Below are 23289 nucleotides of genomic sequence, written 5' to 3'. Positions count from 1 at the left end.
TTAGAGAAGAAAAAATGAGGGGGACCAACAAATGAAAAAGGTATTAGTATTTTTAATGATGGCTATTATGGCCTGCAGCATGCTGCTGACCGGCTGCGGCGGTGAGGAAAAAAAGGCTGCTGACAGCGCAAAGGTTTTGCGTGTCGGCACTGAGCCTGTATTTGCACCGTTTGAATTTCCTAAAGAAGGCAGCAAGGATCTGACCGGCTTTGATATTGAACTGATTGAAGCTCTTGGTAAGCAAATGGGCTACAAGGTTGAAATGGTAAGCATGGGCTTCGATGCTCTGATTCCGGCGCTGAATTCCAACAATATTGATGTTGCTATTGCCGGTATGACCATTACCGACGAGCGTAAAAAGGTTGTTGATTTTACTGAATCCTATTACACCTCCGGTCTGATGATCATGGTACGTAAAGACAGCAATGTAAAATCCATCGATGATTTGAAGGGCAAAACTATTGCCTGCCAAATCGGTACTACCGGTGAAAACAAATCCAGAACTGTTGAAGGCGCTAAGGTAAAGGCATTCAATACTCAGGACGAGGCTTCTCTGGAGTTGAAAAACGGCGGTGCTGATGCTGTAATCGGTGATGCACCGGTTATTGAATACTATATGACCAAAGCAGGCAAGAACTTTGCTAAAACTGTTGGTGAAAGAATGGAAGCTGAGCCTTACGGTATTGCTGTTAAAAAAGGCAGCAAGCTGGCTGGCGATTTAAATAAAGCTTTAGCTGAATTGAAAAAGAGCGGCGAATATGATAAGCTTTATACTAAATGGTTTGGAGAGAAAAAATAAGCAGTAGTTATCTCCGGCCTGAAACTAAGAATTTAGAAGGGATTGGGAGAATATGAATTTTGAGCTTATGGCAAATTCGTTTCCGCTTTTGCTGGCCGGTGCCGCTATTACCGTAGAGATTACGGCGATGAGCGTTACCTTCGGTCTGTTGATTGGCTGCATGATCGGTATTGCGCGCTTGTGCAGCATTAAGCCGTTGCGTTATTTTGCCAATGTTTATGTCGATTTTATCCGCGGCACCCCGCTGTTGGTACAAATCTTCCTCGTGTATTTTGCATTGCCGAATATTATCGGCAGCCGTGTTGATCCGTTTGTGGCAGCAATTTCCGCCTGCTCTATCAACAGCGGTGCGTATGTTGCCGAAATCTTCCGTGCCGGCATTCAGTCTATCGACAAGGGCCAGATGGAAGCAGGACGCAGCCTTGGTATGACCTGGGCGCAGACTATGCGCTATATCATCATGCCGCAGGCCTTCAAGCGCATCATTCCGCCTCTGGGCAATGAATTTATTGCGATGCTGAAGGATTCCTCTCTGGTTTCCGTTATCGGCTTCGAAGAGCTGACTCGTCGCGGTCAGCTGATTATTGCCCGTACCTACGCTTCCTTTGAAATCTGGATGGCTGTAGCTATTATCTATCTGATTATGACCTTTGCCGTTGCAAGGTTTACCGGTTATCTGGAGCGGAGGTTTGACACGAAATGAGCAAGGAAATGATTGTAATCAAAGATTTGAAGAAAAGCTTTGGTGATTTGCACGTACTCAAGGGCGTAAACTTGACGATTGCGGAAAAAGAGGTTGTTGTTATCATCGGCCCCAGCGGCAGTGGTAAGAGTACTCTGTTGCGTTGTATCAACTTTTTGGAGGAGCCTACCGGCGGCAGCATCGTTATCGACGGTATTCCTCTGAACGGTGAGGCTAATATCAACGAAATCCGTAAGGAAGTCGGCATGGTATTCCAGCGCTTTAATCTGTTCCCGCATATGACTGTTATGCAGAATCTGATGCTGGCACCGATGAAGGTGCGTGGCGTTTCTAAGGATGAAGCAGAAAAGACTGCGCATATGTACCTGAAAAAGGTTGGCATGGAAGACAAAGCCAACAATTATCCCGACCAGCTCAGCGGTGGTCAGCAGCAGCGTGTTGCTATTGCGCGTGCGCTGTGCATGAAGCCGAAAGCTTTGCTGTTTGACGAGCCTACCAGTGCTCTTGACCCGGAAATGGTTAACGAGGTTCTGGACGTTATGAAGCAGCTGGCTAACGAAGGCATGACCATGGCTGTTGTTACTCACGAAATGGGCTTTGCCCGTGAGGTTGGCGACCGTGTATGCTTCGTAGACGGCGGCAAAATTTTGGAAGAAGGAACTCCTGAGGAGATTTTTGGCAATCCGAAAGAAGAACGCACCAAAAACTTCCTGTCTAAGATTTTATAATTACTTGATTTTTATTAAAAGCACATCTGTAAAGGTGTGCTTTTTTCAACTAATCATCATTTATGGAGTGATAACTATGCAAATGCAATTCGACGGAAAACAATATCCCTACGCTTCGCGCCGTCGCGTAGTTTATGGCAGACGCGGGATGGTTTGCACCTCGCAGCCATTGGCATCTCAGGCCGGCCTGCAGATTTTGCAGCAGGGCGGCAACGCGGTAGATGCCGCCATAGCCACAGCAATTTGTCAGACCGTAGTGGAGCCTACGAATAACGGTCTGGGCAGCGACTGCTTTGCGATTGTCTGGGTAAAGGATAAGCTTTATGGCATCAACGGCAGCGGTTATGCGCCGCAGAACCTGACGGCGGAGGTAGTGCGTGCTGCAGGACATACAGATAAAATGCCGTTCAGAGGCTGGCAGGCTGTGACGGTTCCGGGGGCGCCTTCAGCCTGGGCGGAGCTGCACAAGCGTTTCGGTCGTCTGCCCTTTGCACAATTGTTTGCACCTGCTATTGATTATGCGGAAAACGGGTATCCTGTTTCGCCGATAGTAGCACGCTTCTGGCAGGATGGAATTGAGGCACTTGCGCCGTATAAGGATAATCCTGCTGTGGCACCTTGGTTTGCAACATTTGCGCCTCAAGGGGTGGCACCGCGTACAGGCGAGCTGGTGCGCTTGCCTGACCATGCCAAAACACTGCGCCTGTTGGCGGAAAGCTATTGCGAAAGCTATTATCGCGGTGAGCTTGCCGAAAAAATTGTCGACTTCAGCGAAAAGACCGGCGGTTGCCTGACTTTGGCGGATTTGGCTGATTATCGTGCTGAATTTGTTGAACCGGTGCATATTAATTACCATGGCTATGATGTGTGGGAGATGCCGCCTAACGGTCACGGTATTACGGCGCTGATGGCTTTGAACATATTGAAGGGTTTTGATTTTGACGGACGTGACAGCGTAGCAACGCTGCATAAGCAGATTGAGGCTATGAAGCTGGCCTTTGCCGATGGTATGCAGTATATTGCCGACCCGCGCTATATGCGCACGAAGGTAGAGGCGATGCTGAGCGAGGAATACGCTGCCAAACGCCGTGCGCTGATTGGCGAGCAGGCCTTGCTGCCGGAAGCAGGCAAGCCCTTCTGCGGCGGTACTGTTTATCTGTGTACTGCAGATAATGAAGGAAATATGGTTTCCTTTATTCAGAGCAACTACAAAGACTTTGGCAGTGGCGTTGTGCTGCCTGGTTATGGCATCAACTTTAATGATAGAGGAGCAGGCTTTAGCCTGGACGAATCTTCGGATGATTTCCTGCTGCCGCGTAAGAAGCCTTATCATACAATTATCCCAGGCTTTTTGACTAAGGACGGTGAAGCAGTTGGTCCGTTTGGTGTTATGGGTGCCTATATGCAGCCGCAAGGTCATGTGCAGGTGTTGATGAATACAATTGATTTTCTGCTGAATCCTCAGGCTGCGCTTGATGCGCCGCGCTGGCAGTGGATTGACGGACGCGAGGTGTGGCTGGAGGACCGCTTTGCGCCGGAGGTAGTGGAGCAGCTGCGCAAGCAAGGTCATGAGGTGCGCGTTATGAGCGATTACACCAGCTTTGGCAGGGGCGAAATCATTTGGCGCTGCCCTGACGGCGTACTGGCGGGCGCAACGGAGCCGCGTGCGGACGGAACAGTGGCTGCCTGGTAATTTTATAAGTTTTGGTGCATTAATATGATACTTTTCGCTGCTTGCAGTATACATGTAATTATCATCAAGCTGCTCTTCTGAGAATGGGCATGCGTAGGATACTGCAATAGTAACCTTGCGGTAACTAGCGCACGTGAAAGTGCGTACTTTACAGGACTGCAATTTGGTACTATGATATGTATAGATGATGCGCATTGCATCACAAGGAGGTTAACAGATCATGACACAAGAAACTTTGAATTTTGTAAAAGAACAAACTGAAGCTTTGATTGCTGCTCCGAGCTGCAGCGCTGAAGCAAAGGCTGCTGCCGAAAAATGGCTGGCTGCTGTTGGTACTGCGGAAGAAGCAGATGTAACCAAGGCTTATATTGCAGAGCTGGAAGCAGACATCATGCCGATTGATGGCCTGATTGCTTTTGCTGGTTCCGAAGCAGGCGTTGGCGTTTTCGGCGCTGAACTGGCTAAAAATATTTTGGCACATGCTAAGGAAATCAAGGCTGCCGGTGCTGCCTATTGCGATTGCCCGGCCTGCGCTGCCTGCAAAGCAATTCTGGATAAAAAGGCTGAGCTGCTGTAATTAATCTTCAAAAATAATATTAACCGCCCGTGTCTCAGGTGAAGGTGAGATGCGGGCGGTTATAATTTTCTTTCAAAAAAATGCTGCTTGCGGTATAATATAAAAAATACTGAAGGAGGGAAAAGCATGGATAAGTATATAATTATGAATAAAAATATTCCGTTGGTTAAGACAACGATGTCCGCTGCAGGTTACATAACCGAAGTGCTGCAGGTATATAATCCAGAAGCCTTCCCTGTAGGTATTTTTACCGATGATTTCAATAAGCTAGTGGATAGATTAAATCAATGGTGGTGTAGCCGTATTATTCCTGCCAGTCGCGACGGATTGCGGTATATTTTGCATTTGTATGATGTAGAATCTCCGGCGGTTTTGAGCAAGCGCAGCTTGGGGTTGAGTCTGTCCGATCAATATTGGCTGAAGCCTGTTGGCAGTGAGCTGACATGGCAGGAGGTTAACTTTTTCATTAACGATTTAGGAGAAGCTTTTTTCCAAAAGGAATCCTCCAGGCCTGCAATAAACCCATTTACGCCGGATGCTTCAAGCAATGGCTGGCTAAAGAAAAAATGGGTAAAAATTCATGGCGTTACGTATCTTGCCAAAGCAGGTTCCGTGCCGCTATTGCAGCAACCATATAATGAAATTGTTGCCGCTAAGGTAGCGGAGGCTTTGGCGATTAAGCATGTTCCCTATAAGCTTATTATAGAGGATAATCGCCCGCTGTGTCTGTGTCCTAATTTTATTACTACGGAAACAGAATTTGTGCCTGCTTATTTTGTAAAGGATATTCTTCCAAGGTCTAATAATGATTCTGCTTACGGACATTTCCTCAGATGTTGCGACTATTTGCAAATACCTGATGTTGCAAGCTATTTGCAACAGATGCTTTGCCTGGATTACCTGATTGAGAATAGCGACAGGCATTATGGTAATTTCGGTTTTATCCGTGATGTTGATTCTTTGAAGTTCCTAGGTCCGGCACCGTTATTTGATAATGGTACAAGCCTGTGGTGTGAATCCTTGAATAGCGAAATAGGAACAGCGCTACCTGCTATGCCGTTTAAGGATTCGCAGAAAAAGCAGCTTACCTTAGTTAAAGAGTGTTTTGTTGATATTAATGGTATTGATGCTTGCGCTGAGATAGTACGCAATACCTTATCGATAAGTCCGTATTTGGATAAAGAGCGCGTTACGCGTATCAGCGAAGCAGTTGCTAATCGTGCGCGTGGACTGAAGAATTATTTGAGCAAGCTAAACTGAAAATGAGCATCAAAAAACCGCTAAAGCCTTTCAAAAGCCTTAGCGGTACTTTTCTGTTTGGTGCGCCTGAGAGGAATCGAACCTCTGCACACGGTTCCGTAGAAATAGTATGCTTGTTATGTAACGAATTTCAAAGCTATAAACTGCTGGTCTTTAGCTGTTGGATATAGTATAATAAACATAGAAAAAGTGCTACCGATAGGCGGTTGCCTTTAGAAAATGTTAGTTGAAAATAACCGCTCGTTTTCCTAGGACGGGGCGGTTATTTTTTTACCGAGTCGGTGCGCCTGAGAGGAATCGAACCTTTGCACATTGTTACAGAGAAATAGCAAGCTTGTATTGTAACGATTTTCGAAGCTATAAACTACTTGTCTTTAGTTGTTGGATATAGTATAATAAACATAGAAAAAGTGCTACCGATAGACGGTTGCCTTTTAAATCATGTAGTTAAAAAATAACCGCAAGTTTGGAGACTGGGCGGTTATTTTTTTGCGTTTTTACCGAGTTCATAGCCGAATTTGACACAAGCCAAACCGAAGCCTAATAATGCGAGGACTTCAAGAATATTCATCGGCGCCACCCTCTTTCTTGTAGATTTCCATAAGGATATGGATTCTTGCAATAGGAGAGCCGCAAAGCCCTCCGAGGAGAGCAACCGCCTACCGCTGTGGTAGTACTAACTAATTTTAACATATGTTTGCAGAAAAGTGAATATAGAGGAATATAAAACCGGTCGATAATATTAGTGCATAAAAAATCCCTTCCCAAACAAATGGAAAGGGTACTTTTCTTTGTGGTGCGCCTGAGAGGAATCGAACCTCCGCACACGGTTCCGGAGACCATTGCTCTATCCACTGAGCTACAGGCGCAAAAACTACAATGGAATTATACCACAGATGTGAAACTTATGCAAAGAAAAGCCTTCTTTTTTGTCTTGTGCGCGCTTATATGTTACAATAATATTATTAATTTAATAAGCATGTATTACCTTGGACATGCGCTTTGAATAGAGGTTGCTTATGAAAGATAAAAATCCGTATTGTCTGCTGGCCTTTGCAATTGTACTTATCTGGGCGTTGTGGAATTACAGCGTCAGCCTGCATTTGCTGGGCAGCTTATATGATATCATTCTTCCGTTTGTCATTGGCGGTTGCATGGCTTTTATCGTCAACGTGCTGATGAACAAGCTGGAGCAATATTGGCGCAGGATTTTTAAGCAGAGCGTCGTGTCGCGCTTTGAACGTCCCGTTTGCCTGCTTTTAAGCCTTGTGATTATCATTGGCTTTTTAGCCTTCTTTGTGCTGACGATTGTGCCCGAGCTGCACGCCAGTATGAAAATGCTCGTTAAGATGCTGCCGCCGGCGTTGGCCAAGCTGAATATTTATCTGCAGCAGAAGGCGCAGGAGCTTTCCTTCTCTGCAGACGAGCTGGCTGTGGTACAGGCGCAGGCTAAGGAGGTTTATCAGACGCTGCTTAATTATTTGCAGAACAACAAGCGCTTACTGCTGGAGCAGACGTTTTTGGCAACAGCCTCACTCTTTGAGGTGCTCGCCAACTGTGTTATCGGTTTTGTTGTAGCAATTTATTGTCTGCTGGAAAAGCATCGCCTAGTGCGCAATTTTAAACGGGTAATTTTTGCCTTTTGCTCGAAGGAGCGCGCTGCTTATATCCTGCATGTTTTGCAAACGGCGGAGCAGATTTTCCGCGGCTTTGTAGGTGGGCAGCTGGTAGTGGCGCTGCTTTTGGGCGTGATGTATTTCGTCGGCATGAAGCTTTGCGGCTTTCCCTATGCGACAGTGATTTCGCTGCTGGTAGCGGTGCTGAGCCTGATACCGATTCTCGGTACCTTAATCAGTGCTCTTATCGGCTGTTTTTTAATACTGGTGGCCGCACCGGAGAAAATTTGGTATTTTATCATATTATACATTGTGCTGCAGCGCATCGAAGCTGATTTGCTTTATCCTAAGATTGTGGGCAAGGCTGTCGGTCTTTCGGAGCTGTGGGTGCTGGCGGCGGTGACGATTGGCGCGAGCCTTGGCGGTGTTGCCGGTATGATTGTCTGCGTACCGCTGTTTTCCGTACTTTACGCTTTGCTGGCTGAAAAAGTTAAGCATCTGCTGGCAGAGAAAAATTTACCTAATTTATAAGATTTGTTAGGCACTTGGCGCTAAAAGTGCTATAATAATAAATTGATTGTAAGCCTGTTATCTGCAGGCAGCCTTGAAGATGAAAAGGAGATTTTATGATTACAATACGAGATAAGGTGCGTTTTGTTGAAACTGATATGATGGGTGTTGTGCATCATGCCAACTATCTGCGCTGGTTTGAAATGGGACGTGTAGCATATCTGCGTGCCTGCGGTATTTCCCTGGGCGAGCTGATGGCTGATGGCGTTATTTTCCCGATTACCGAGGTACGCGCCAAATATAAAAATTCCTGTACCTTTGATGATGATTTTGAAGTACAGGTAAAAATGAGTGCCTTTAATAAAGCAAAAATGGAATTTGATTATACTGTTATCCGTCTGCGCGACGGTGCTGTAGCGGTGGAAGGCCATACGCGCAATGTGTTTACCGATAATGAAGGTCACATTGTCCGTCTGAAGCCTGAATGGTATGATAAAATTCAGAAGGTATATGCAGCGGATAAGGCTGCGGAGGAGATGTGAGAGTATGGAAAAGTATAAGATTGTTCCTGTGCCGACAAGAATTTTGACTCATCACGATGATATCTGTGATGCTATTTTGGAATATGCCAAGGATAAAATCGGCCCTAATGATGTTGTCTGCACTGCCGAAAGTGTAGTAGCAATTACCCAGGGCAGAGCAATGCGCTGTGAGGAGTTCCATCCGGGGCCGCTGGCTAAGGTGCTGTCGCATCTGTTCCCTGCTAAGGGCAGTATCAGCAGCTGGTACAGCATGCAGTCTTTGATTGACGCAGAGGGCGGTGCGCGCGTTCTGTGGGCCGTAATTTGCGGCTTTGCTGCTAAATGCGTAGGCGTAAGCGGTACCTTCTACCGTATGGCAGGCAAGCAGGCTCGCCTGATTGACGACGTTACCGGCACGATGCCTCCGTATGACAAGCATATTGTTTACGGTCCGGCAGAACCGGAAAAGGTTGCTGAAGCTATTACCAAGGCCTGTGGCTGCTATGGCGCTGCTATTGCCGACGTTAACGATTTGAAGCGCTCTGCAGTGCTTGGCTGGTCTAAGGGCGTTGATCCGGATAAGGTTGCGGAAATCCTCATTGATAATCCCTTTGGCAACGGCAGTGAAAAAACACCAATCTGCATTATCAAGGATTATCATAAGGCGTAAGGAGGAAGCAAGATGCTGATGACGATTGTGGGAGTCCTTGTAGGACTGTTTATTTTGGGCGTTATAATTGTAGGTGTATATATTTCTATGCAGGGTGATGCTGTAATGCGTCTGCTGGTAAAGCAGCGCACTAAGGCTGTTTTGGATAAGGTATATGCCGACAGAATTGATTTTTCCTTAGAAGTACCTTTTGATAACGTAGGCAAGCAGGAAGGTACTATTCTGGATGCTTATATGCGTATTTATCTGCCGCAGGAGCAGTATAGTGATGTGTTGCTGCGTGGCAAGGTTAACCGTGAGGGCTATCTGCGCGAGGATGATTATTTTGAAGCAATGCTGGTTCCGGCAGGTACCGGCGAAAAGTTTGTCCTGCGCTTTGAGGCTTATGCCAAAAACGGCAAGAGCTTAGAGGAAGCAATGGAAAATATTCCTGATGTTGATGTTGCTTTGTTTGCTGATTGCCGCGGTCGCCGTGAGCTTTATACCGTAAAAGAATACTTTACTCTGACTGCGGATGAAATGCGTGCATTGGTAAAATAAGCTGACGCTTTTATGCACTGTCTTTAAAATTATATAAATGATACTTTATGATGGATGCTTCTCTGCTATAGGAGAGGCATCCATTTTTCTTTGCCTTGGAAGTGCTGAAGATAATCTGCAAAAATAATTCAAAAAAATGCGGATTTTTGCTCAAAAATGATTGATTTTGCGTGAAAATGGTTATATAATATCTGCAAGAGGAGAGATGCTCATGTTAACGCAAGAAAGATTTGAAGAAATTGTCCGCATTGTCACGCGTGACGGTGCGGCGACAGTACCGGAGCTGGCAAGGCTTCTGGAAACCTCTGAGTCCACTATCCGCCGTGATTTGGTGCAGTTGGACAGCTTGGGCAAGGTACGCAAGGTGCATGGTGGTGCGACTGCCGTGCGCGAGGCGGAGCCTGTGCAGGAGCGCAATATGCAGGAAAAATACAGTCGTAACATTGAAGATAAGCGTACAATTGCTGCGTATGCGGCAACGCTGGTGCGTCCCAACGATTTTATTTTTCTTGATGCGGGCTCGACAACCGAGCAGCTGGCAACCTATCTGACGGAGAAGGATGCTGTTTATGTAACGAACGGTATTACGCTGGCACAGAAGCTGGCTCAGCGCGGCCTGAAGACACTGCTGCTTGCAGGACGCGTAAAGGCGACAACTGATGCGGTAATCGGTACGGAAGCGGTTGCTTCCCTGCAGCATTATCATTTCAGCAAGGGCTTTTTCGGAACCAACGGTATTACGGTGGAAGAGGGCTTCACTACTCCTGATATAGAGGAGGCCATGAATAAGCGCGTGGCGATGGAGCATTGCCATAAATGCTATGTGCTTGCAGATGCCAGCAAGTTTGAGGCACTGTCGAATGTGTCCTTCGGCCCTTTGTCCAAGGGCGTGATTATTACAGCTGCGCAGGAGGGCTTGAACGTTAAGCCTTATAAGCAGCATACGGAGGTGATTGTGCTTTGATTTACACTGTAACCTTTAACCCTTCCTTGGATTATGTGGTAAAGGTTGATAATTTTGCGGTAGGCGAGATTAACCGCACCCAAGTAGAAAATATATATCCGGGTGGCAAGGGAATCAATGTTTCGCTGGTGCTGCAAAATTTGGGGCTGCAATCGGTAGCTTTGGGCTTTACAGCCGGCTTCAGCGGTGCAGAAATAGAACGCCTGCTGCAGGAGGCAGGCTGCCGCTGTGATTTTATTCAGGCCAGTCAAGGCTACTCGCGCATTAATACGAAGATTATTTCGGACTCGGAAACGGCGCTGAACGGTCAGGGTCCGCAGCTGAGCAAGGAGGAGCTGCAAAAGCTTTTCACCAAGCTGCAGGGACTGACGCAGGATGATATTTTAGTTTTGGCAGGAAGCATACCCGCTTCGCTGCCGGATGATATTTATGAGCAGATTCTGGAGCTGCTGCAGCCTGCTTGCACACGGGTTGTGGTAGATGCTACCGGCGATTTGCTTCTCAAGGTGCTGAAATATAAGCCGTTTTTAATCAAACCAAACCATGAGGAATTAGGAAAGTTCTTTGGCCGGGGACCGCTGCTGAATGAGGAGGATATTCTTGCTGCTGCGCTGAAGCTGCAGCAGCAGGGAGCACGTAATGTGCTGGTTTCGCGTGGAGCGGACGGTGCTGTACTGTTGGACGAAAATGGCAGGCAGCATATGATGGCTTCACCGAAGGGTAAGCTAGTAAACTCTGTTGGTGCCGGTGACAGTATGGTGGCAGGTTTTTTGGCAGGCTATCTCAAAACGCAGGATTATGAGGAAGCGCTGCGCTTGGGCGTAGCCACAGGCAGCGCAAGCGCGTTTAAGGATTGGCTGGCAACACGTGAGGATATTGATGAAATTATTTTACAGGGCGTGACTAATAAATAAAAAAGAAGGGGCAAAAAAAGATGAAAATAGTTGATTTGCTAAAGGTAGAAAGCATTGACCTGAAAGCGCAGCCTAAGGATAAGGCAGCAGCGCTGGAGCATTTGATTACGCTGATGGAGAGCGGCGGTAATCTGCTTGATAAGGATGAATACAGAGCTTGCGTGCTGCGCCGTGAGGAGGAGGGCAGCACAGGTATCGGCGAGGGCATTGCCATTCCGCATGCCAAGACGAGTGCGGTAAAGGCACCGGGACTGGCAGCTATGCTGGTAAAGGACGGTGTTGACTTCGACAGTCTGGACGGAGAGCCTGCGAAGCTGTTCTTCCTGATTGCAGCACCTGATACGAAGGATAATGTACATCTTGATGTGCTGAGTCACCTGAGCATGCTGCTGATGAATGATGACTTTCGCAGTGAGCTGCTGAATGCCGGCAGCGCTAAGGACTTTTTGTCAGTTATCAACAAATACGAAAACGAAAAGTTTGAGGACGAGGAAGAAGCAGCACCGGCAGCGGAGCCTGCGCAGCAGCGCAAGGTGCTGGCTGTTACTGCCTGCCCGACCGGTATTGCACATACCTATATGGCAGCAGAGGCTTTGCAGGAGATGGCCGGTAAGATGGGCGTTGCAATGAAGGTTGAAACCAATGGCAGTGGCGGCGTAAAGAATAAGCTGACGGCGGCAGAGATTGAAGAAGCCGAAGGCATTATTGTGGCTGCTGACAAGAACGTGCCTGTAGAGCGCTTTGCAGGCAAGCCTGTTATCTTCGTTAAGGTAGCTGACGGTATCAACAAGCCGAAGGAGCTTATCGAGGAGATTCTGAGCGGTAAGGTTCCTGCTTACGCAGGCAAGGGTGGCAGCGAAACGACCAGTGACGTGGCAGATGCTGAGGAAAGTCTGGGGAGACAAATTTATAAGCATCTGATGAATGGCGTTTCGCACATGCTGCCGTTTGTAATCGGCGGTGGTATTCTTATCGCGCTGGCTTTCCTGTTCGATATGGAATTTGCCGGTACGGCTAAGTTTGGCAGCGGCACGCCGTTGGCAGCCTTCTTCAAGAATATCGGCGGTTTGGCGTTCAGCATGATGATGCCGATTCTGGCAGGCTATATCGCTATGAGTATTGGCGAGCGTCCGGCACTGATGCTTGGTATCGTAGGCGGCTTTTTGGCAGCCTCCGGCGGCAGCGGCTTCTTCGGCGCGCTGTTTGCAGGCTTCATCGGCGGTTATCTGATTCTGGCACTGCGCAAGGTATTCAGTGTACTGCCTGACAGCCTGGAAGGCCTGAAGCCGATTCTGCTGTATCCTGTTATCGGCCTGCTGCTTATGGGCGTATTGATGACCTACGTTATTAACCCGCCGACTGCAGCCTTCAACCAATGGCTGGCAGGTGCGCTGGCAAGCATGAGCACAACCAGTAAGGTAATGATGGGCTTTGTATTGGGAGCTATGATGTCCATCGATTTCGGCGGTCCTCTGAACAAGGCAGCTTATGTATTCGGTACTGCTTCCCTGGCTGCTGCCGACGGCAGCGCTGTAAGCAGCGAGATTATGGCTGCGGTTATGATTGGCGGTATGGTTCCGCCGCTGGCAATTGCACTGTGCACTATGCTGTTTAAAAGTAAATTTACTTCTAAGGAGCGTCAGTCCGGTGTGACCAACTTTATCATGGGCCTGTCCTTCATTACCGAAGGTGCAATTCCTTTTGCAGCAAGTGACCCGCTGCGCGTAATTCCGACCTGCGCTTTGGGCAGTGGTGTGGCCGGTGCTTTGTCCATGGCCTTTGGCTGCAGCGTCCCGGCACCGCATGGTGGTGTGTTCGTCTTTGGCGTAGTGCAGAACTGGCCGATGTATTTTGCAGCTTTGGCAGCAGGCAGTGTGCTGGCAGCTGTGCTTATGGGGTTTGTTAAACAGAACGTAAACGAATAATAGATAGAGAAAAAAAGATAAAAACAAAAATAGGATTTTAGGAATTTAGCGGCAGAATATTGTTATTAGTGAAACGGAGGAAATAAAAATGCAACAATTTACTTATGTTATTACTGATGAGGCCGGCATCCATGCACGTCCGGCAGGACTGCTCGTGAAGGAGGCTGCCAAATTTGCCAGCAGTACCACCATTGCCAAGGGTGCCAAAAAAGGCGATTTGAAGCGTATCTTCGGTGTTATGGCCCTGGGCGTTAAAAAGGGTGAAGAGATTACTGTTACCTGCGAGGGTGCGGATGAAGATGCAGCGGCAGCAGCTTTGGAGGCTTTCTTCAAAGCTAACCTGTAATTTCGCAGTAAGAGTGATTTTTCGCGAGGTGATAAGATGCTTTCATTAAAGGGTAAGGGCGTTTGCGGTGGCGTTACGCTGGGAACCTTGGCTGTATTGCGTCGTAATGCGGCAGCAGTTAAACGCCGTAAGGTGCAGAATGCCGAGACTGAGGTTGCACGCTTTCAGGCAGCACGTCAGGAGGCTATTGCTAAGCTGGCAGAGCTTTATGAAAAGGCTGTTGTAGATGTAGGCAAGGATAATGCCGCTATTTTTGAAATCCATCAGATGATGCTGGAGGACCTTGATTATATTGAGTCCGTAGAGGGTATTATCCGCACGCAGCAGGTTAATGCGGAATATGCGGTACAGACGACGGCCGCCAATTTTGCAGAAATTTTTTCTTCGATGGAAGATGATTATATGCGTGCACGTGCTGCCGACGTCAAGGATATTTCCAACAAGGTGCTTGGCTGTCTGGGTGATGGAGGCAGCAGCTGGGAAAGCGGCAGCGGCAGCTATATTCTGGCAGCGGATGACCTGGCACCCAGCGAAACTGTGCAGCTTGATAAATCGTGTGTACAGGGCTTTGTGACGGCAGCAGGCAGTGTAAATTCCCATACGGCAATTCTGGCGCGTACGATTGGCATTCCGGCGGTTGTCAACACAGGCAGCGGCATCGGTGAAGAATATGACGGCAAGCTGATAGCGGTTGATGGCTATACCGGCGAAGTTTTCGTTGATCCTGATGAGGCTACGTTGGAACGCATCAAGGCAAAGATGGAGCAGGATGCACAGCATAAAAAGCTCTTGGAGGAACTCAAGGGCAAAAAGAGCATCACCGGCGGCGGTCAGCAGGTGCATGTATATGCTAACATCGGCGGCACGGGCGATTTAGCCAGTGTACTGGCGAACGATGCAGAGGGCATCGGCCTTTTCCGCAGCGAATTCATTTACCTGGAAAGTAAGGATTATCCGACTGAAGAGCAGCAGTTTGAAAAGTATAAGCTGGCAGCGGAAGCAATGGCCGGCAAACGCGTAATTATCCGTACGCTTGATATCGGTGCCGATAAGCAGGCTGATTATTTTGAACTGCCGCAGGAGGAAAATCCGGCGCTTGGCTATCGCGCTATCCGTATCTGTCTGGAAAGACCGGAGCTGTTTGCTACGCAGCTGCGCGCTATCTGCCGCGCTTCCGCCTATGGCAAGCTGGCGGTGATGTTCCCGATGATTATCAGCGTAGAAGAGGTGCGCAAGGCACGCAAAATTCTGCGCGAGGTGCAGGCAGAGCTGAAATATGCAGGCGTATCCTACGATTCGAAGATGGAAGTCGGCATTATGATTGAAACGCCGGCGGCAGCGCTGGTAAGCGCGGAGCTGGCGAAGGAAGTTGATTTCTTCAGCATCGGTACGAACGATTTGAGCCAGTATACCTTGGCGATAGACCGCCAGAACCAGCGGTTAGAGCCGTTCTTTGATGCACACCATCCTGCAATTTTGCGCCTGATTGAAATGACGGTGCAGGGAGCGCATGCAGCAGGCATCTGGTGCGGCGTCTGTGGCGAGCTAGGCGCTGATTTGAGCCTGACGAAGGAATTTGTACGCATGGGCATGGACGAGCTTTCCGTAAGTCCGGCAACCATTCTGCCGCTGCGCAAAAAAATCCGCAGCCTGTAATTTTTACTCATACTCATATTTCTATATAACGCATGAAAATACCCCTGATAATGCGTGAGCAGTATCAGGGGCAGCTTTCGGCGGCAATGCTTTGTTGTTGCTTTGGGGAGAACTGGTTGTATGACTGGTTCTTTTTTTGTATACGAAGGATTATTTTTTATCAGAAAAACAAAAAAACACCGCAATTTCTTGCGATGTCAATCTCAAAATGGTGACCTCGGCAGGACTCGAACCTGCGACCTTTTGATTCGTAGTCAAACGCTCTATCCAGCTGAGCTACGAGGCCAACAACAGTATTTATTTTAACGGCAAATCGATATTTTGTCAATACTTTTTTTAGAAAAAATCTTGACTGTTTTTGCTTGTCGGGCTATAATTTAGCTAATATATCTGTGGCTGCTTTGCAAGGAAGCATCAGGAGGCGCATATGAGGTCTGCATAGGGATGCTTGCCAGTATGGGCGATGGGGAATTGTAATGACAGCACAAATGGTTTTGTATTATATGTTGTTGAAGTCTGCACGATTAGGTCTGATGTGAGGCAGTATAGGGATACTGCCAGCAATGACGTTGTATTTCTTTAACAGGCATGTATAATTTAAAGGAGGATTTTTTGTGCCTGTTTCTTTAGTCATCTTAATATTGTACATTGTTGCTTTGTTCGCTATCAGCTGGTATGCTAAAAAACGTAGCGAAGGAAACAACGAAAACTTTGCTCTTGCGGGACGCAGACTTTCTGCGCCTCTGATTTGTGTTACTATCATTGGTCTGGCTGTCGGTGGTGCGTCGACTATCGGCGTTTCCGAGCACGCCTTCCGTGTTGGTCTGAGTGCCGGCTGGTATACGATTGCCTGGGCCTTGGGTGCGATTGTTATGGGCCTGTTCATGGCAAAAAAATATCGTGAGCAGAACATTACGACTATCACCGAGCTTATTGAACGCCATCATACTAAGGGCGCGGTAATTTTAGGCGTTTTCTGCCAGATTGTTATTCAATTGGTAATCATCAGCCTGCAATACATTGCCGGTGGCAGTATTCTGCACGCAATCCTGCCGGATATCTTTGATTTCCACACTGGTATGATTGTCAGTGCCATCACCTTTATCGGTATTACCTTTATCGGCGGTATGTGGTCTGCTTCCTTGTCTAATGTATTGAACATTATCCTGATTTACGTTGGTATTTTAGCGGCAACTATTATTCAGTTCAAAAAAATTGGCAGCATGGATCATTTGGCTGCTGCGTTACCGGCTAATGTACCCTGGTTCAGCTTCATTGATGGTGTTGGCCCTGTAACCATCACCAGCTGGGTTGTAACCTTGATTACCGTAAATCTTTCTCTGCAAAGTATTCTGCAGATTTCTTTGGGCGCTAAAGACGCTGCAACTGCTAAAAAAGGCTTCGTCTGGGGCGGCATTCTGATGCTGCCGGTAGGCGTTCTGGCTGCCTTCCTTGGTCTTGTTGCCAAGGCTATGTATCCTGATGCGCAGGCTGCATTGGCGCTGCCGCAGGTTATCGTAGGCCTGCAGCCGGTGTTGGCAGGTGTTACGCTGGCAGCTTTGTGGGCTGCGGATGTATCTACCGCCTGCAACCTGCTGTTGAGTGCTGGTACCCTGTTCTCCAGTGATATTTACAAGCGCTTCATCAATCCGCAGTGCGACCAGGCGCGTCAGCTGCTGATGACACGTGCCTGCATCATTATCAGCGGTATTCTTACCTTGGGACTTGCTATGAGCGTATCTAGTATTTTGGGTACGATTATGATTGGTCTGTCTTTGACTGCTGCCTTCAGCGTTATCGTAATCGTAGCGCTGTTCTTCCCGCAGTATGCTTCTAAAGCCGCAGGCTTCTGGACTCTGCTGGCAGGTTTGGTGCTGCTGGTGCTGTGGCAGCTTACCCCGGCAGTACGCATTTTCCCGAATGTAATCTACATGGAATGGCTGGTATGTATTGCTGCTTATGCTATTGTAGCTGTTATTTGCCCAGCTAAAAAAGCTGTTGCTGCCGAAAGCAACTAAATAAAAAGTATATTTGAAGCTGAAAAGCCATCTCCGTTGTTCTTGAGGAATACGGAGATGGCTTTTTGATTATAAGGTTAACTATTTCCTGTAAGCAAAAATCCCGTTCACAGACTTGCGTCGTGTAACGGGATTTTTTTGCACTACGAATGAAGCGTGACCTGATTAATCAGAGGACATTGTCACGCTTGGGGAAATTAAACGATTTTTTCGCCGTGATAGCGTTCACCATCATTGTCAGGCAGCAGGCCGTAGCGTTCGGTCCACAGAGTTTTGTATTTCAGCGCCTGGGCGTGGATAGCGGCGATACCTTTTTCGTCCAAGGTTTTGATAACCTTGGCAGGAATGCCGGCAACCAGGGAGTTCGGCGGTACGATGGTGCCTTTGGTTACAACAGCACCGGCAGCAACGATAGAGCCGTGGCCGATTACAGCGCCGTCAAGTACGGTAGAATGCATGCCGATGAGGCAGTGGTCCTCAACGGTGCAGGCATGCAACAGAGCGCAGTGGCCTACAGTTACATAATCACCGACGATGCAGGCGTAGTTATCAGCAACGTGCAGCACGCTGTTGTCCTGGATATTGCTGTAGCGGCCAACCTCGATGCGGTTAACGTCGCCGCGGATAGTAACGCCGGGCCAGACGCTGGCGTACTCCTTAAGCTCAACCTTGCCAATCAGTGTGGCAGTATTAAAGGCGTAGGCCTTCTCGTCAATTTTGGGGGCTTGTGCTTCAAATTTAAAAATCATGGTATCACCACTTTCTATAAATTGGCTGCCTTCGCGGCAGTCTTGAAAGATAAACAATTTCTTCTCACACTATTATTATCATATGAGCAGATAATAAAGTCAAGGCGTTCACATTTATTTTGCAGATGTGAAGGATTGGATTTAGTTGTGGGTGGGCGATAGAAAAAATTTTTGTGTTACCTTGACAGATTTACTGATTCGCTATATAATAACCACACAGCACTTAGACAAGCTGTATACATTTGTTTATATAAGAATTTTAGGCTATTATAATGATATTTTCTTATGCGAAAATTTCATTATAATAGCTTTTTTTGTTGCGTTTTTCGCATATTCAGTGTTTTAAAGAAAGGATGATTCTTATATGGCAAATTATTGTTACACAAATTTATACGTTTATGGTCCTCAAGAGGAGCTGGCAAACCTCTTTAAAAAGCTCAAGCGCTGGACGCGCAAGGATGAGCGCAAACCGAAATCTGCCTTTGGCTGCGGCTGGCTCGGCTTCATCGCTGAGGGCGCCGGCATCCAGGCCTTTGATCTCCGCGCTGGCGTTGAAAAAATCCAGTTCGACGGCAAAGGACAGCTCTTTATCAAGTATATATCTGCAGACGGCCCGCAGCCCGCTTTCTGGGAGGCGCTGGTGCGTAAGTTCGCACCGCGCAGCTGGTCCTGCTACCTGGCGGAGGAATCCTGCACAGGCTTGTATCTTACCAATGATACATTGAAGCGGAAAATTACCGCAGATTACGCCATTCCCGGACGTTGCGCCGATGGTTCCTACACCTCGTCGTTGGTTCGCCGCAGCACTTTCTACACGCAGTCAGCGTTGCGCGAGCTGCTCAGCAGCAGATATGGTGCCGGCAAGAGCATGGACGAGCTGGTGAAGCTGGCCTTGCAGGATGGCCTGCCTGTGTATGAGGTAAAGCGAGAGGCTTGATGGGTGCAAGAAGCGGCAGCTTTGGGGGCTGTCGCTTACCATAAAAATAAGCGCAAGTCTAAAAGGCTGTTTTAGGCGAGTAGCTTTGCAACTTCAAGTTGTTGGCACAGATTAACTTAAAAGCAGAGAAAAAACTCAGTCAGCTTATTAGCCTAGAAAAACAGACTATATACCTAAAAAATGATTTATATAAACTGCTAATATAATATAGAGAAGTTTTAGCAAGAGGTGATGACGTTGTTTGCTGCGCGTTACAAGAATATTGGATTGAAAATAGCATATTACAGAAAAAAGAGAGGCTATACGCAAGCAGAGTTGGCCGAGCGGATTGGCATGAGTGTTGCCTATCTTGGGCAGATTGAGCGAGGGAACAGAGGCAACAGCTTTTCTTTGGAAACTCTGTATCAGATTGCTGATGCGTTGAAGATTGATGTTAATTTGCTGATAAAAAATGAAATGTTGGCTTGATAGGTGGTAGTGCAACTTCTAATGAGAAACTAATGTATATAGAAAAACTAATATATACAGCAAACCATAAAATATATTAATTTAAGGAGTGATTTTCAAATGGCTAATTATCCGGAAGATTTACGTGAGCGACTTAAAAGAAAGTATGAGGAAAACGAGCATACGGTTGTAAAAATTGCTTTAGTCGGGCAGCCTGGTGCAGGTAAGTCGAGCGTCATTAACAAGTTGATAGGTAAAAATTTATTTAAATCAGGAGTATATACAGATACTACAGTTGACAGTCAGGAGGAATCATGGGGAGCATTGAGAATCGTTGACTTGCCAGGTTATGACACAAAACAATTTCCGTTTGAAGACTGGTGCAAACAATTTTCTGTAGAAGACTATGATTTGTATCTATTTGTGTTTGCCGGTAAATTACATGATGCCGATGGAAAGTTATTTAAAAAATTTAAGGAATGGAATCAATCTAGGAAGCACCCTTATTTTATTGTGCGCAATAAGGAAGATGATATATGGGATGGTGAAAGAACTCTAAAAGAGCTGAAGAAAGAAATCGTTGAAGATGTTTATTCCAAAGTAGGGGCTACAGACATAAAAGTTTATTTTACAAGCTGTAAAACTGGTGCTGGGTTCAAAGAATTAAAAAACGACATTTTGGCTTCCGGCATTGATGATGTAAAGAAGGATAAAATTATTGCGGCCTTTAAAGCAGATAGTATTAAGGATTTAGATAGAAAAAGAGCAAAATGCCTAGATGATATTAATATGTATGCTTGGGCTGTAGCTGTGAATGCTTTGAATCCAATTCCTGGTGTTGACGTTAGCTTTGATTTAGCAGCTTTTTATAAGATGGCTAAAGAAATTAGAGAAAGCTTTGGGCTTGATGAAACAGTTATAGAGAAATACATGACTGTATTGGGACCGGTAGGGAAAAAACTTGCAGATGAGGTGCTTGCATATCTTACCAAAGAAGGCATAATGTGGGTTATCAAGCAAGTAGCTGGGCAATATGCTAAAAAACAATTTGTAAAATATATTCCTTTTGTCGGGCAGGCAGTAGCAGCTTGTGCTGGTTTTGCTATGACCAAAACATTAGGAACATATTATATAGATAATTGCTTTGAATTAGCGAAGGAAATTCTTGAATATGAAGTAATGAATAGCAAAGATAAAATGAAAAAATGAAAAGCAGTAATGTCTGCAGGAGTTGTCAGCAGTTATCTTCGCTATGATTCGATAAGAATATTGTAGCATCAGGGAGTCCTTAGTGGTAGACGATATTTAGTTTTCAAAGAACAAAATTTACGTTGTAGGCATGGCGGCTTTGGCTTACAAACATATTATACGAGGAGAGATTTACTATGAAAAAGCTAATCACAATTATTCTTACTACTTTGATATTTATTATTGCAGGTTGTGGAAGTTCTACACCGTCATATCAACTTCCTGTTGATAATAAAAATCTTGCCTCATATCTTGCTGATGATCAAATATATGCTTTTTACTGTCCAAACCTTGAAAAAGACATCTGCTATCAATCTGTTATGTACAATGATGCAGATGCTATCAAAAGCGTTACTACAATGGGAAGTGCATTTAATAACTATGGTCTTAGTGCTTCCTGGTTAAAAAAGGATTTGATAAAAAAAACTTGCACTACTATAGTTAGTATATCTGATATACTACAAAGACAATCACATACAGATATACCTAGTGGTCATAACTTAAAAGCATTTAAGTATTATTGTTTTCCGAATGGTGAAGTATCTATCATCGGCTATTACAAAGATGACTGTATTTTACTCATACAGGTATCTGAAAACGATAAATATACGACAGTAAAATGTGATGGTATTCATAGAGAAGCTGCTTCTGCAAGTAACATGGAAATGTTCAATAAACGTGAAAAGTAGTATCAATCAAGCTGTAAGGATATATTGAAGAAAAGTTTTCTGCTGTATCACATTGAACGTACAACCAAGTTGCGATTAGTGTATAAAAACTAGGGTTGAGAATACTTGAAGTATGTATTATTTTGTCATCTATCTGCTGGCGCTGTGGTGCGGCATGGCGGTAGAGGTACGCATGCTTTGAGCTTGACTGAGCAGGTGGAGAAAATGCTCCACTTGCACCACTTTTTTCAGCCTTTTTGCTAAAAAATCAGTGGCTCGAAAATTTTAATATAATATAAATAAAAATCTCTTGAAATAGCTATAAATGCTATAAAATAAAGGATTAGAACCCTTACGAAGACTTTACTTACAGGGATATATATTATGGTTAATGGCGCAGTTTTTCTTCTTGCTCCAAAATTAGTGGTTCAAGTGGTGCAAGTGGCGCAGAATAAGAAAAGCAAAAAATCTCAAAAACTTCTTGACACATCTGATATTTTGTCGTATACTAAACATAGCGTAAAAGCGCTACCTATAATTCAACCATATAAGAATTATAAGATGTCATTACGGGAAAAATCTAAGATTGTGTGTACTAGTAGTGTGTATGCTATTAGTGTACCCAAAAATTGATTCCCATAATGGCTTTTTTTATTGCCTTTTTCTAGCCTATTTAAGTGTTATAAAGAAAGGATGATTCTTATATGGCAAATTATTGTTACACAAATTTATATGTCTACGGTTCTCAAGAGGAGTTGGCAAACCTCTTTAAAAAGCTCAAGCGCTGGACGCGCAAGGATGAGCGCAAACCGAAATCTGCCTTTGGCTGCGGCTGGCTCGGCTTCATCGCTGAGGGCGCCGGCATCCAGGCCTTTGATCTCCGCGCTGGCGTTGAAAAAATCCAGTTCGACGGCAAAGGACAGCTCTTTATCAAGTATATATCTGCAGACGGCCCGCAGCCCGCTTTCTGGGAGGCGCTGGTGCGTAAGTTCGCACCGCGCAGCTGGTCCTGTTACCTGGCGGAGGAATCCTGCACAGGCTTGTACATTACCAACGATAAATTGAAGCGGAAAATCACCGCAGATTACGCCATTCCCGGACGTTGCGCCGATGGTTCCTACACCTCGTCGCTTGTTCGTCGCAGCACCTTCTACTCTGAAGGAGCTATGCGCGAGCTGCTCGTCAGTAAGTACGGTATCGGCAAGGCCATGGCCGAGCTCCTGGAGCTGGCCAAAAAGGATAACCTTCCTGTCTACAAGGTGAAACGCGTCGACTAGGACGCAGGGCTGCCACGCAAGTGGCGGTCTTTTTATATTTGGAAACAATTTGCCAATACTGCTTGCGCAAATTCCTCCAAACGCCGTATAATAGATGAGAGTTTGAAAATCAGAGGTTTATATGAAGAAAAAATATCTATATTTACTTTTGCGCGTGCTTTGAGCTTGACGGAGCAGATGGAGCGAATTTACAGGGGCAAAAAGCATTAGTTACAGGTAGGCGCTCATTGATGCGCAGATGCCTTTTTTATATAGAAGATAGATACGTCTAGTAAAAAACAAGACATATTATAAACCCAAAAAAGCAGACTATATACCTAAAAATCAATTTGTATAAACTGCTATCATTATATGTAAAAACAATCTTGGGGTGATGATATTGTTTGCTGTGCGGTATAGAATATTGGTTTAAAAATAGCATATTACAGGAAGAAAAAAGGCTATACGCAGGCTAAACTGGCGGAGCAGATTAGTATGAGTGCTGCTTATCTTGGGCAGATTGAGTGAAGAAACAGATGCAATA

24 protein-coding genes and 2 tRNA genes are annotated in these 23289 nt (G+C 46.0%); 23 read left to right on the top strand and 3 right to left on the bottom strand.

Annotation, left to right across the window (positions count from 1 at the left end):
- Nucleotides 1-31 precede the first annotated feature (31 nt).
- The 6 genes from Q0612_RS00765 (at nt 32) to Q0612_RS00740 (ending at nt 5760) form a co-directional block, all read left to right on the top strand.
- Nucleotides 32-799, top strand: a complete 768-nt coding sequence (locus Q0612_RS00765; protein ID WP_298879493.1) for a basic amino acid ABC transporter substrate-binding protein — start codon at nt 32-34, stop codon at nt 797-799.
- 52 nt (nt 800-851) lie between these two features.
- Complete coding sequence (locus Q0612_RS00760) at nt 852-1502, top strand: amino acid ABC transporter permease (protein WP_009146117.1); 651 nt, start codon at nt 852-854, stop codon at nt 1500-1502.
- An 8-nt stretch (nt 1503-1510) separates the two neighbouring features.
- On the top strand, nt 1511-2230 hold the full coding sequence (locus Q0612_RS00755) for an amino acid ABC transporter ATP-binding protein (protein WP_044484609.1): 720 nt from the start codon (nt 1511-1513) through the stop codon (nt 2228-2230).
- 82 nt (nt 2231-2312) lie between these two features.
- Nucleotides 2313-3923, top strand: a complete 1611-nt coding sequence (locus Q0612_RS00750; protein ID WP_367181674.1) for a gamma-glutamyltransferase family protein — start codon at nt 2313-2315, stop codon at nt 3921-3923.
- Between the two features lie 220 nt (nt 3924-4143).
- Nucleotides 4144-4500 (top strand): molecular chaperone Hsp90, encoded by a 357-nt coding sequence (locus tag Q0612_RS00745; protein ID WP_298879486.1) that lies wholly within the window; start codon nt 4144-4146, stop codon nt 4498-4500.
- 126 nt (nt 4501-4626) lie between these two features.
- The gene (locus Q0612_RS00740) at nt 4627-5760 is read left to right on the top strand and encodes a hypothetical protein (protein WP_298879483.1); all 1134 of its coding nucleotides are present in this window, start codon (nt 4627-4629) and stop codon (nt 5758-5760) included.
- A gap of 794 nt (nt 5761-6554) precedes the next feature.
- Here Q0612_RS00740 and Q0612_RS00735 read toward each other — a convergent pair.
- Nucleotides 6555-6629, bottom strand: a tRNA-Arg gene (locus Q0612_RS00735).
- A gap of 150 nt (nt 6630-6779) precedes the next feature.
- On the opposite strand from Q0612_RS00735, the gene Q0612_RS00730 reads away from it, so the two are divergent.
- The 9 genes from Q0612_RS00730 (at nt 6780) to ptsP (ending at nt 15422) form a co-directional block, all read left to right on the top strand.
- Entirely contained in the window at nt 6780-7907 is a 1128-nt protein-coding gene (locus tag Q0612_RS00730; RefSeq protein WP_298879480.1) for an AI-2E family transporter, read from the top strand.
- 95 nt (nt 7908-8002) lie between these two features.
- Nucleotides 8003-8428, top strand: a complete 426-nt coding sequence (locus Q0612_RS00725; RefSeq protein WP_009146111.1) for a thioesterase family protein — start codon at nt 8003-8005, stop codon at nt 8426-8428.
- Between the two features lie 4 nt (nt 8429-8432).
- Nucleotides 8433-9077, top strand: coding sequence for a coenzyme F420-0:L-glutamate ligase (locus tag Q0612_RS00720; RefSeq protein ID WP_210684837.1), 645 nt, complete (start codon nt 8433-8435; stop codon nt 9075-9077).
- 12 nt (nt 9078-9089) lie between these two features.
- Nucleotides 9090-9617 (top strand): hypothetical protein, encoded by a 528-nt coding sequence (locus Q0612_RS00715; protein ID WP_021719924.1) that lies wholly within the window; start codon nt 9090-9092, stop codon nt 9615-9617.
- A 211-nt stretch (nt 9618-9828) separates the two neighbouring features.
- Nucleotides 9829-10581 carry a DeoR/GlpR family DNA-binding transcription regulator gene (locus Q0612_RS00710; protein ID WP_298879472.1) on the top strand — a complete coding sequence of 251 codons (753 nt, stop codon included), beginning with the start codon at nt 9829-9831 and terminating at the stop codon, nt 10579-10581.
- The gene (gene pfkB, locus Q0612_RS00705; protein WP_298879469.1) at nt 10578-11495 is read left to right on the top strand and encodes a 1-phosphofructokinase; all 918 of its coding nucleotides are present in this window, start codon (nt 10578-10580) and stop codon (nt 11493-11495) included. The genes Q0612_RS00710 and pfkB overlap by 4 nt, the downstream gene beginning before the upstream one ends.
- A 20-nt stretch (nt 11496-11515) precedes the next feature.
- On the top strand, nt 11516-13420 hold the full coding sequence (locus Q0612_RS00700; RefSeq protein ID WP_298879467.1) for a fructose-specific PTS transporter subunit EIIC: 1905 nt from the start codon (nt 11516-11518) through the stop codon (nt 13418-13420).
- Between the two features lie 88 nt (nt 13421-13508).
- Complete coding sequence (locus Q0612_RS00695) at nt 13509-13766, top strand: HPr family phosphocarrier protein (protein WP_293828058.1); 258 nt, start codon at nt 13509-13511, stop codon at nt 13764-13766.
- A gap of 36 nt (nt 13767-13802) precedes the next feature.
- On the top strand, nt 13803-15422 hold the full coding sequence (gene ptsP / locus Q0612_RS00690) for a phosphoenolpyruvate--protein phosphotransferase (RefSeq protein WP_298879459.1): 1620 nt from the start codon (nt 13803-13805) through the stop codon (nt 15420-15422).
- 209 nt (nt 15423-15631) lie between these two features.
- Here the strand turns inward: ptsP and Q0612_RS00685 are convergent.
- A tRNA-Arg gene (locus Q0612_RS00685) sits at nt 15632-15708 on the bottom strand.
- Nucleotides 15709-16036: 328 nt separating this feature from the next.
- Between Q0612_RS00685 and Q0612_RS00680 the strand changes: the two genes are divergently transcribed.
- Nucleotides 16037-17440: a sodium:solute symporter family protein gene (locus Q0612_RS00680; RefSeq protein ID WP_298879456.1), complete on the top strand. Its 1404-nt coding sequence runs from the start codon at nt 16037-16039 to the stop codon at nt 17438-17440.
- A 197-nt stretch (nt 17441-17637) separates the two neighbouring features.
- Here Q0612_RS00680 and Q0612_RS00675 read toward each other — a convergent pair whose 3' ends face one another.
- Nucleotides 17638-18189 (bottom strand): gamma carbonic anhydrase family protein, encoded by a 552-nt coding sequence (locus Q0612_RS00675; protein WP_293696430.1) that lies wholly within the window; start codon nt 18187-18189, stop codon nt 17638-17640.
- A gap of 364 nt (nt 18190-18553) precedes the next feature.
- Here Q0612_RS00675 and Q0612_RS00670 point away from each other — a divergent pair, with 364 nt between their 5' ends.
- The 7 genes from Q0612_RS00670 to Q0612_RS11890 all read left to right on the top strand — a co-directional run bounded on the left by Q0612_RS00670 (nt 18554) and on the right by Q0612_RS11890 (nt 23273).
- Nucleotides 18554-19126 (top strand): hypothetical protein, encoded by a 573-nt coding sequence (locus tag Q0612_RS00670; protein WP_298879452.1) that lies wholly within the window; start codon nt 18554-18556, stop codon nt 19124-19126.
- Between the two features lie 231 nt (nt 19127-19357).
- Complete coding sequence (locus tag Q0612_RS00665; protein WP_293725145.1) at nt 19358-19594, top strand: helix-turn-helix domain-containing protein; 237 nt, start codon at nt 19358-19360, stop codon at nt 19592-19594.
- A gap of 99 nt (nt 19595-19693) precedes the next feature.
- A complete protein-coding gene (locus tag Q0612_RS00660) occupies nt 19694-20782 on the top strand; it encodes a GTPase (RefSeq protein WP_298879447.1) in 1089 nt (362 codons plus the stop codon).
- A 176-nt stretch (nt 20783-20958) separates the two neighbouring features.
- Nucleotides 20959-21510, top strand: a complete 552-nt coding sequence (locus Q0612_RS00655; protein ID WP_293725133.1) for a hypothetical protein — start codon at nt 20959-20961, stop codon at nt 21508-21510.
- Nucleotides 21511-21873: 363 nt separating this feature from the next.
- Nucleotides 21874-22122 carry a hypothetical protein gene (locus Q0612_RS00650; protein ID WP_298879443.1) on the top strand — a complete coding sequence of 83 codons (249 nt, stop codon included), beginning with the start codon at nt 21874-21876 and terminating at the stop codon, nt 22120-22122.
- Nucleotides 22123-22193: 71 nt separating this feature from the next.
- Nucleotides 22194-22766: a hypothetical protein gene (locus tag Q0612_RS00645; protein ID WP_298879440.1), complete on the top strand. Its 573-nt coding sequence runs from the start codon at nt 22194-22196 to the stop codon at nt 22764-22766.
- 402 nt (nt 22767-23168) lie between these two features.
- Nucleotides 23169-23273 (top strand): helix-turn-helix domain-containing protein, encoded by a 105-nt coding sequence (locus tag Q0612_RS11890; protein WP_367181673.1) that lies wholly within the window; start codon nt 23169-23171, stop codon nt 23271-23273.
- Nucleotides 23274-23289: the final 16 nt, after the last annotated feature.

Source organism: uncultured Phascolarctobacterium sp., from assembly GCF_937920985.1.
Lineage (GTDB): Bacteria > Bacillota > Negativicutes > Acidaminococcales > Acidaminococcaceae > Phascolarctobacterium_A.
This window is presented reverse-complemented; position numbering and strand designations above follow the sequence as displayed.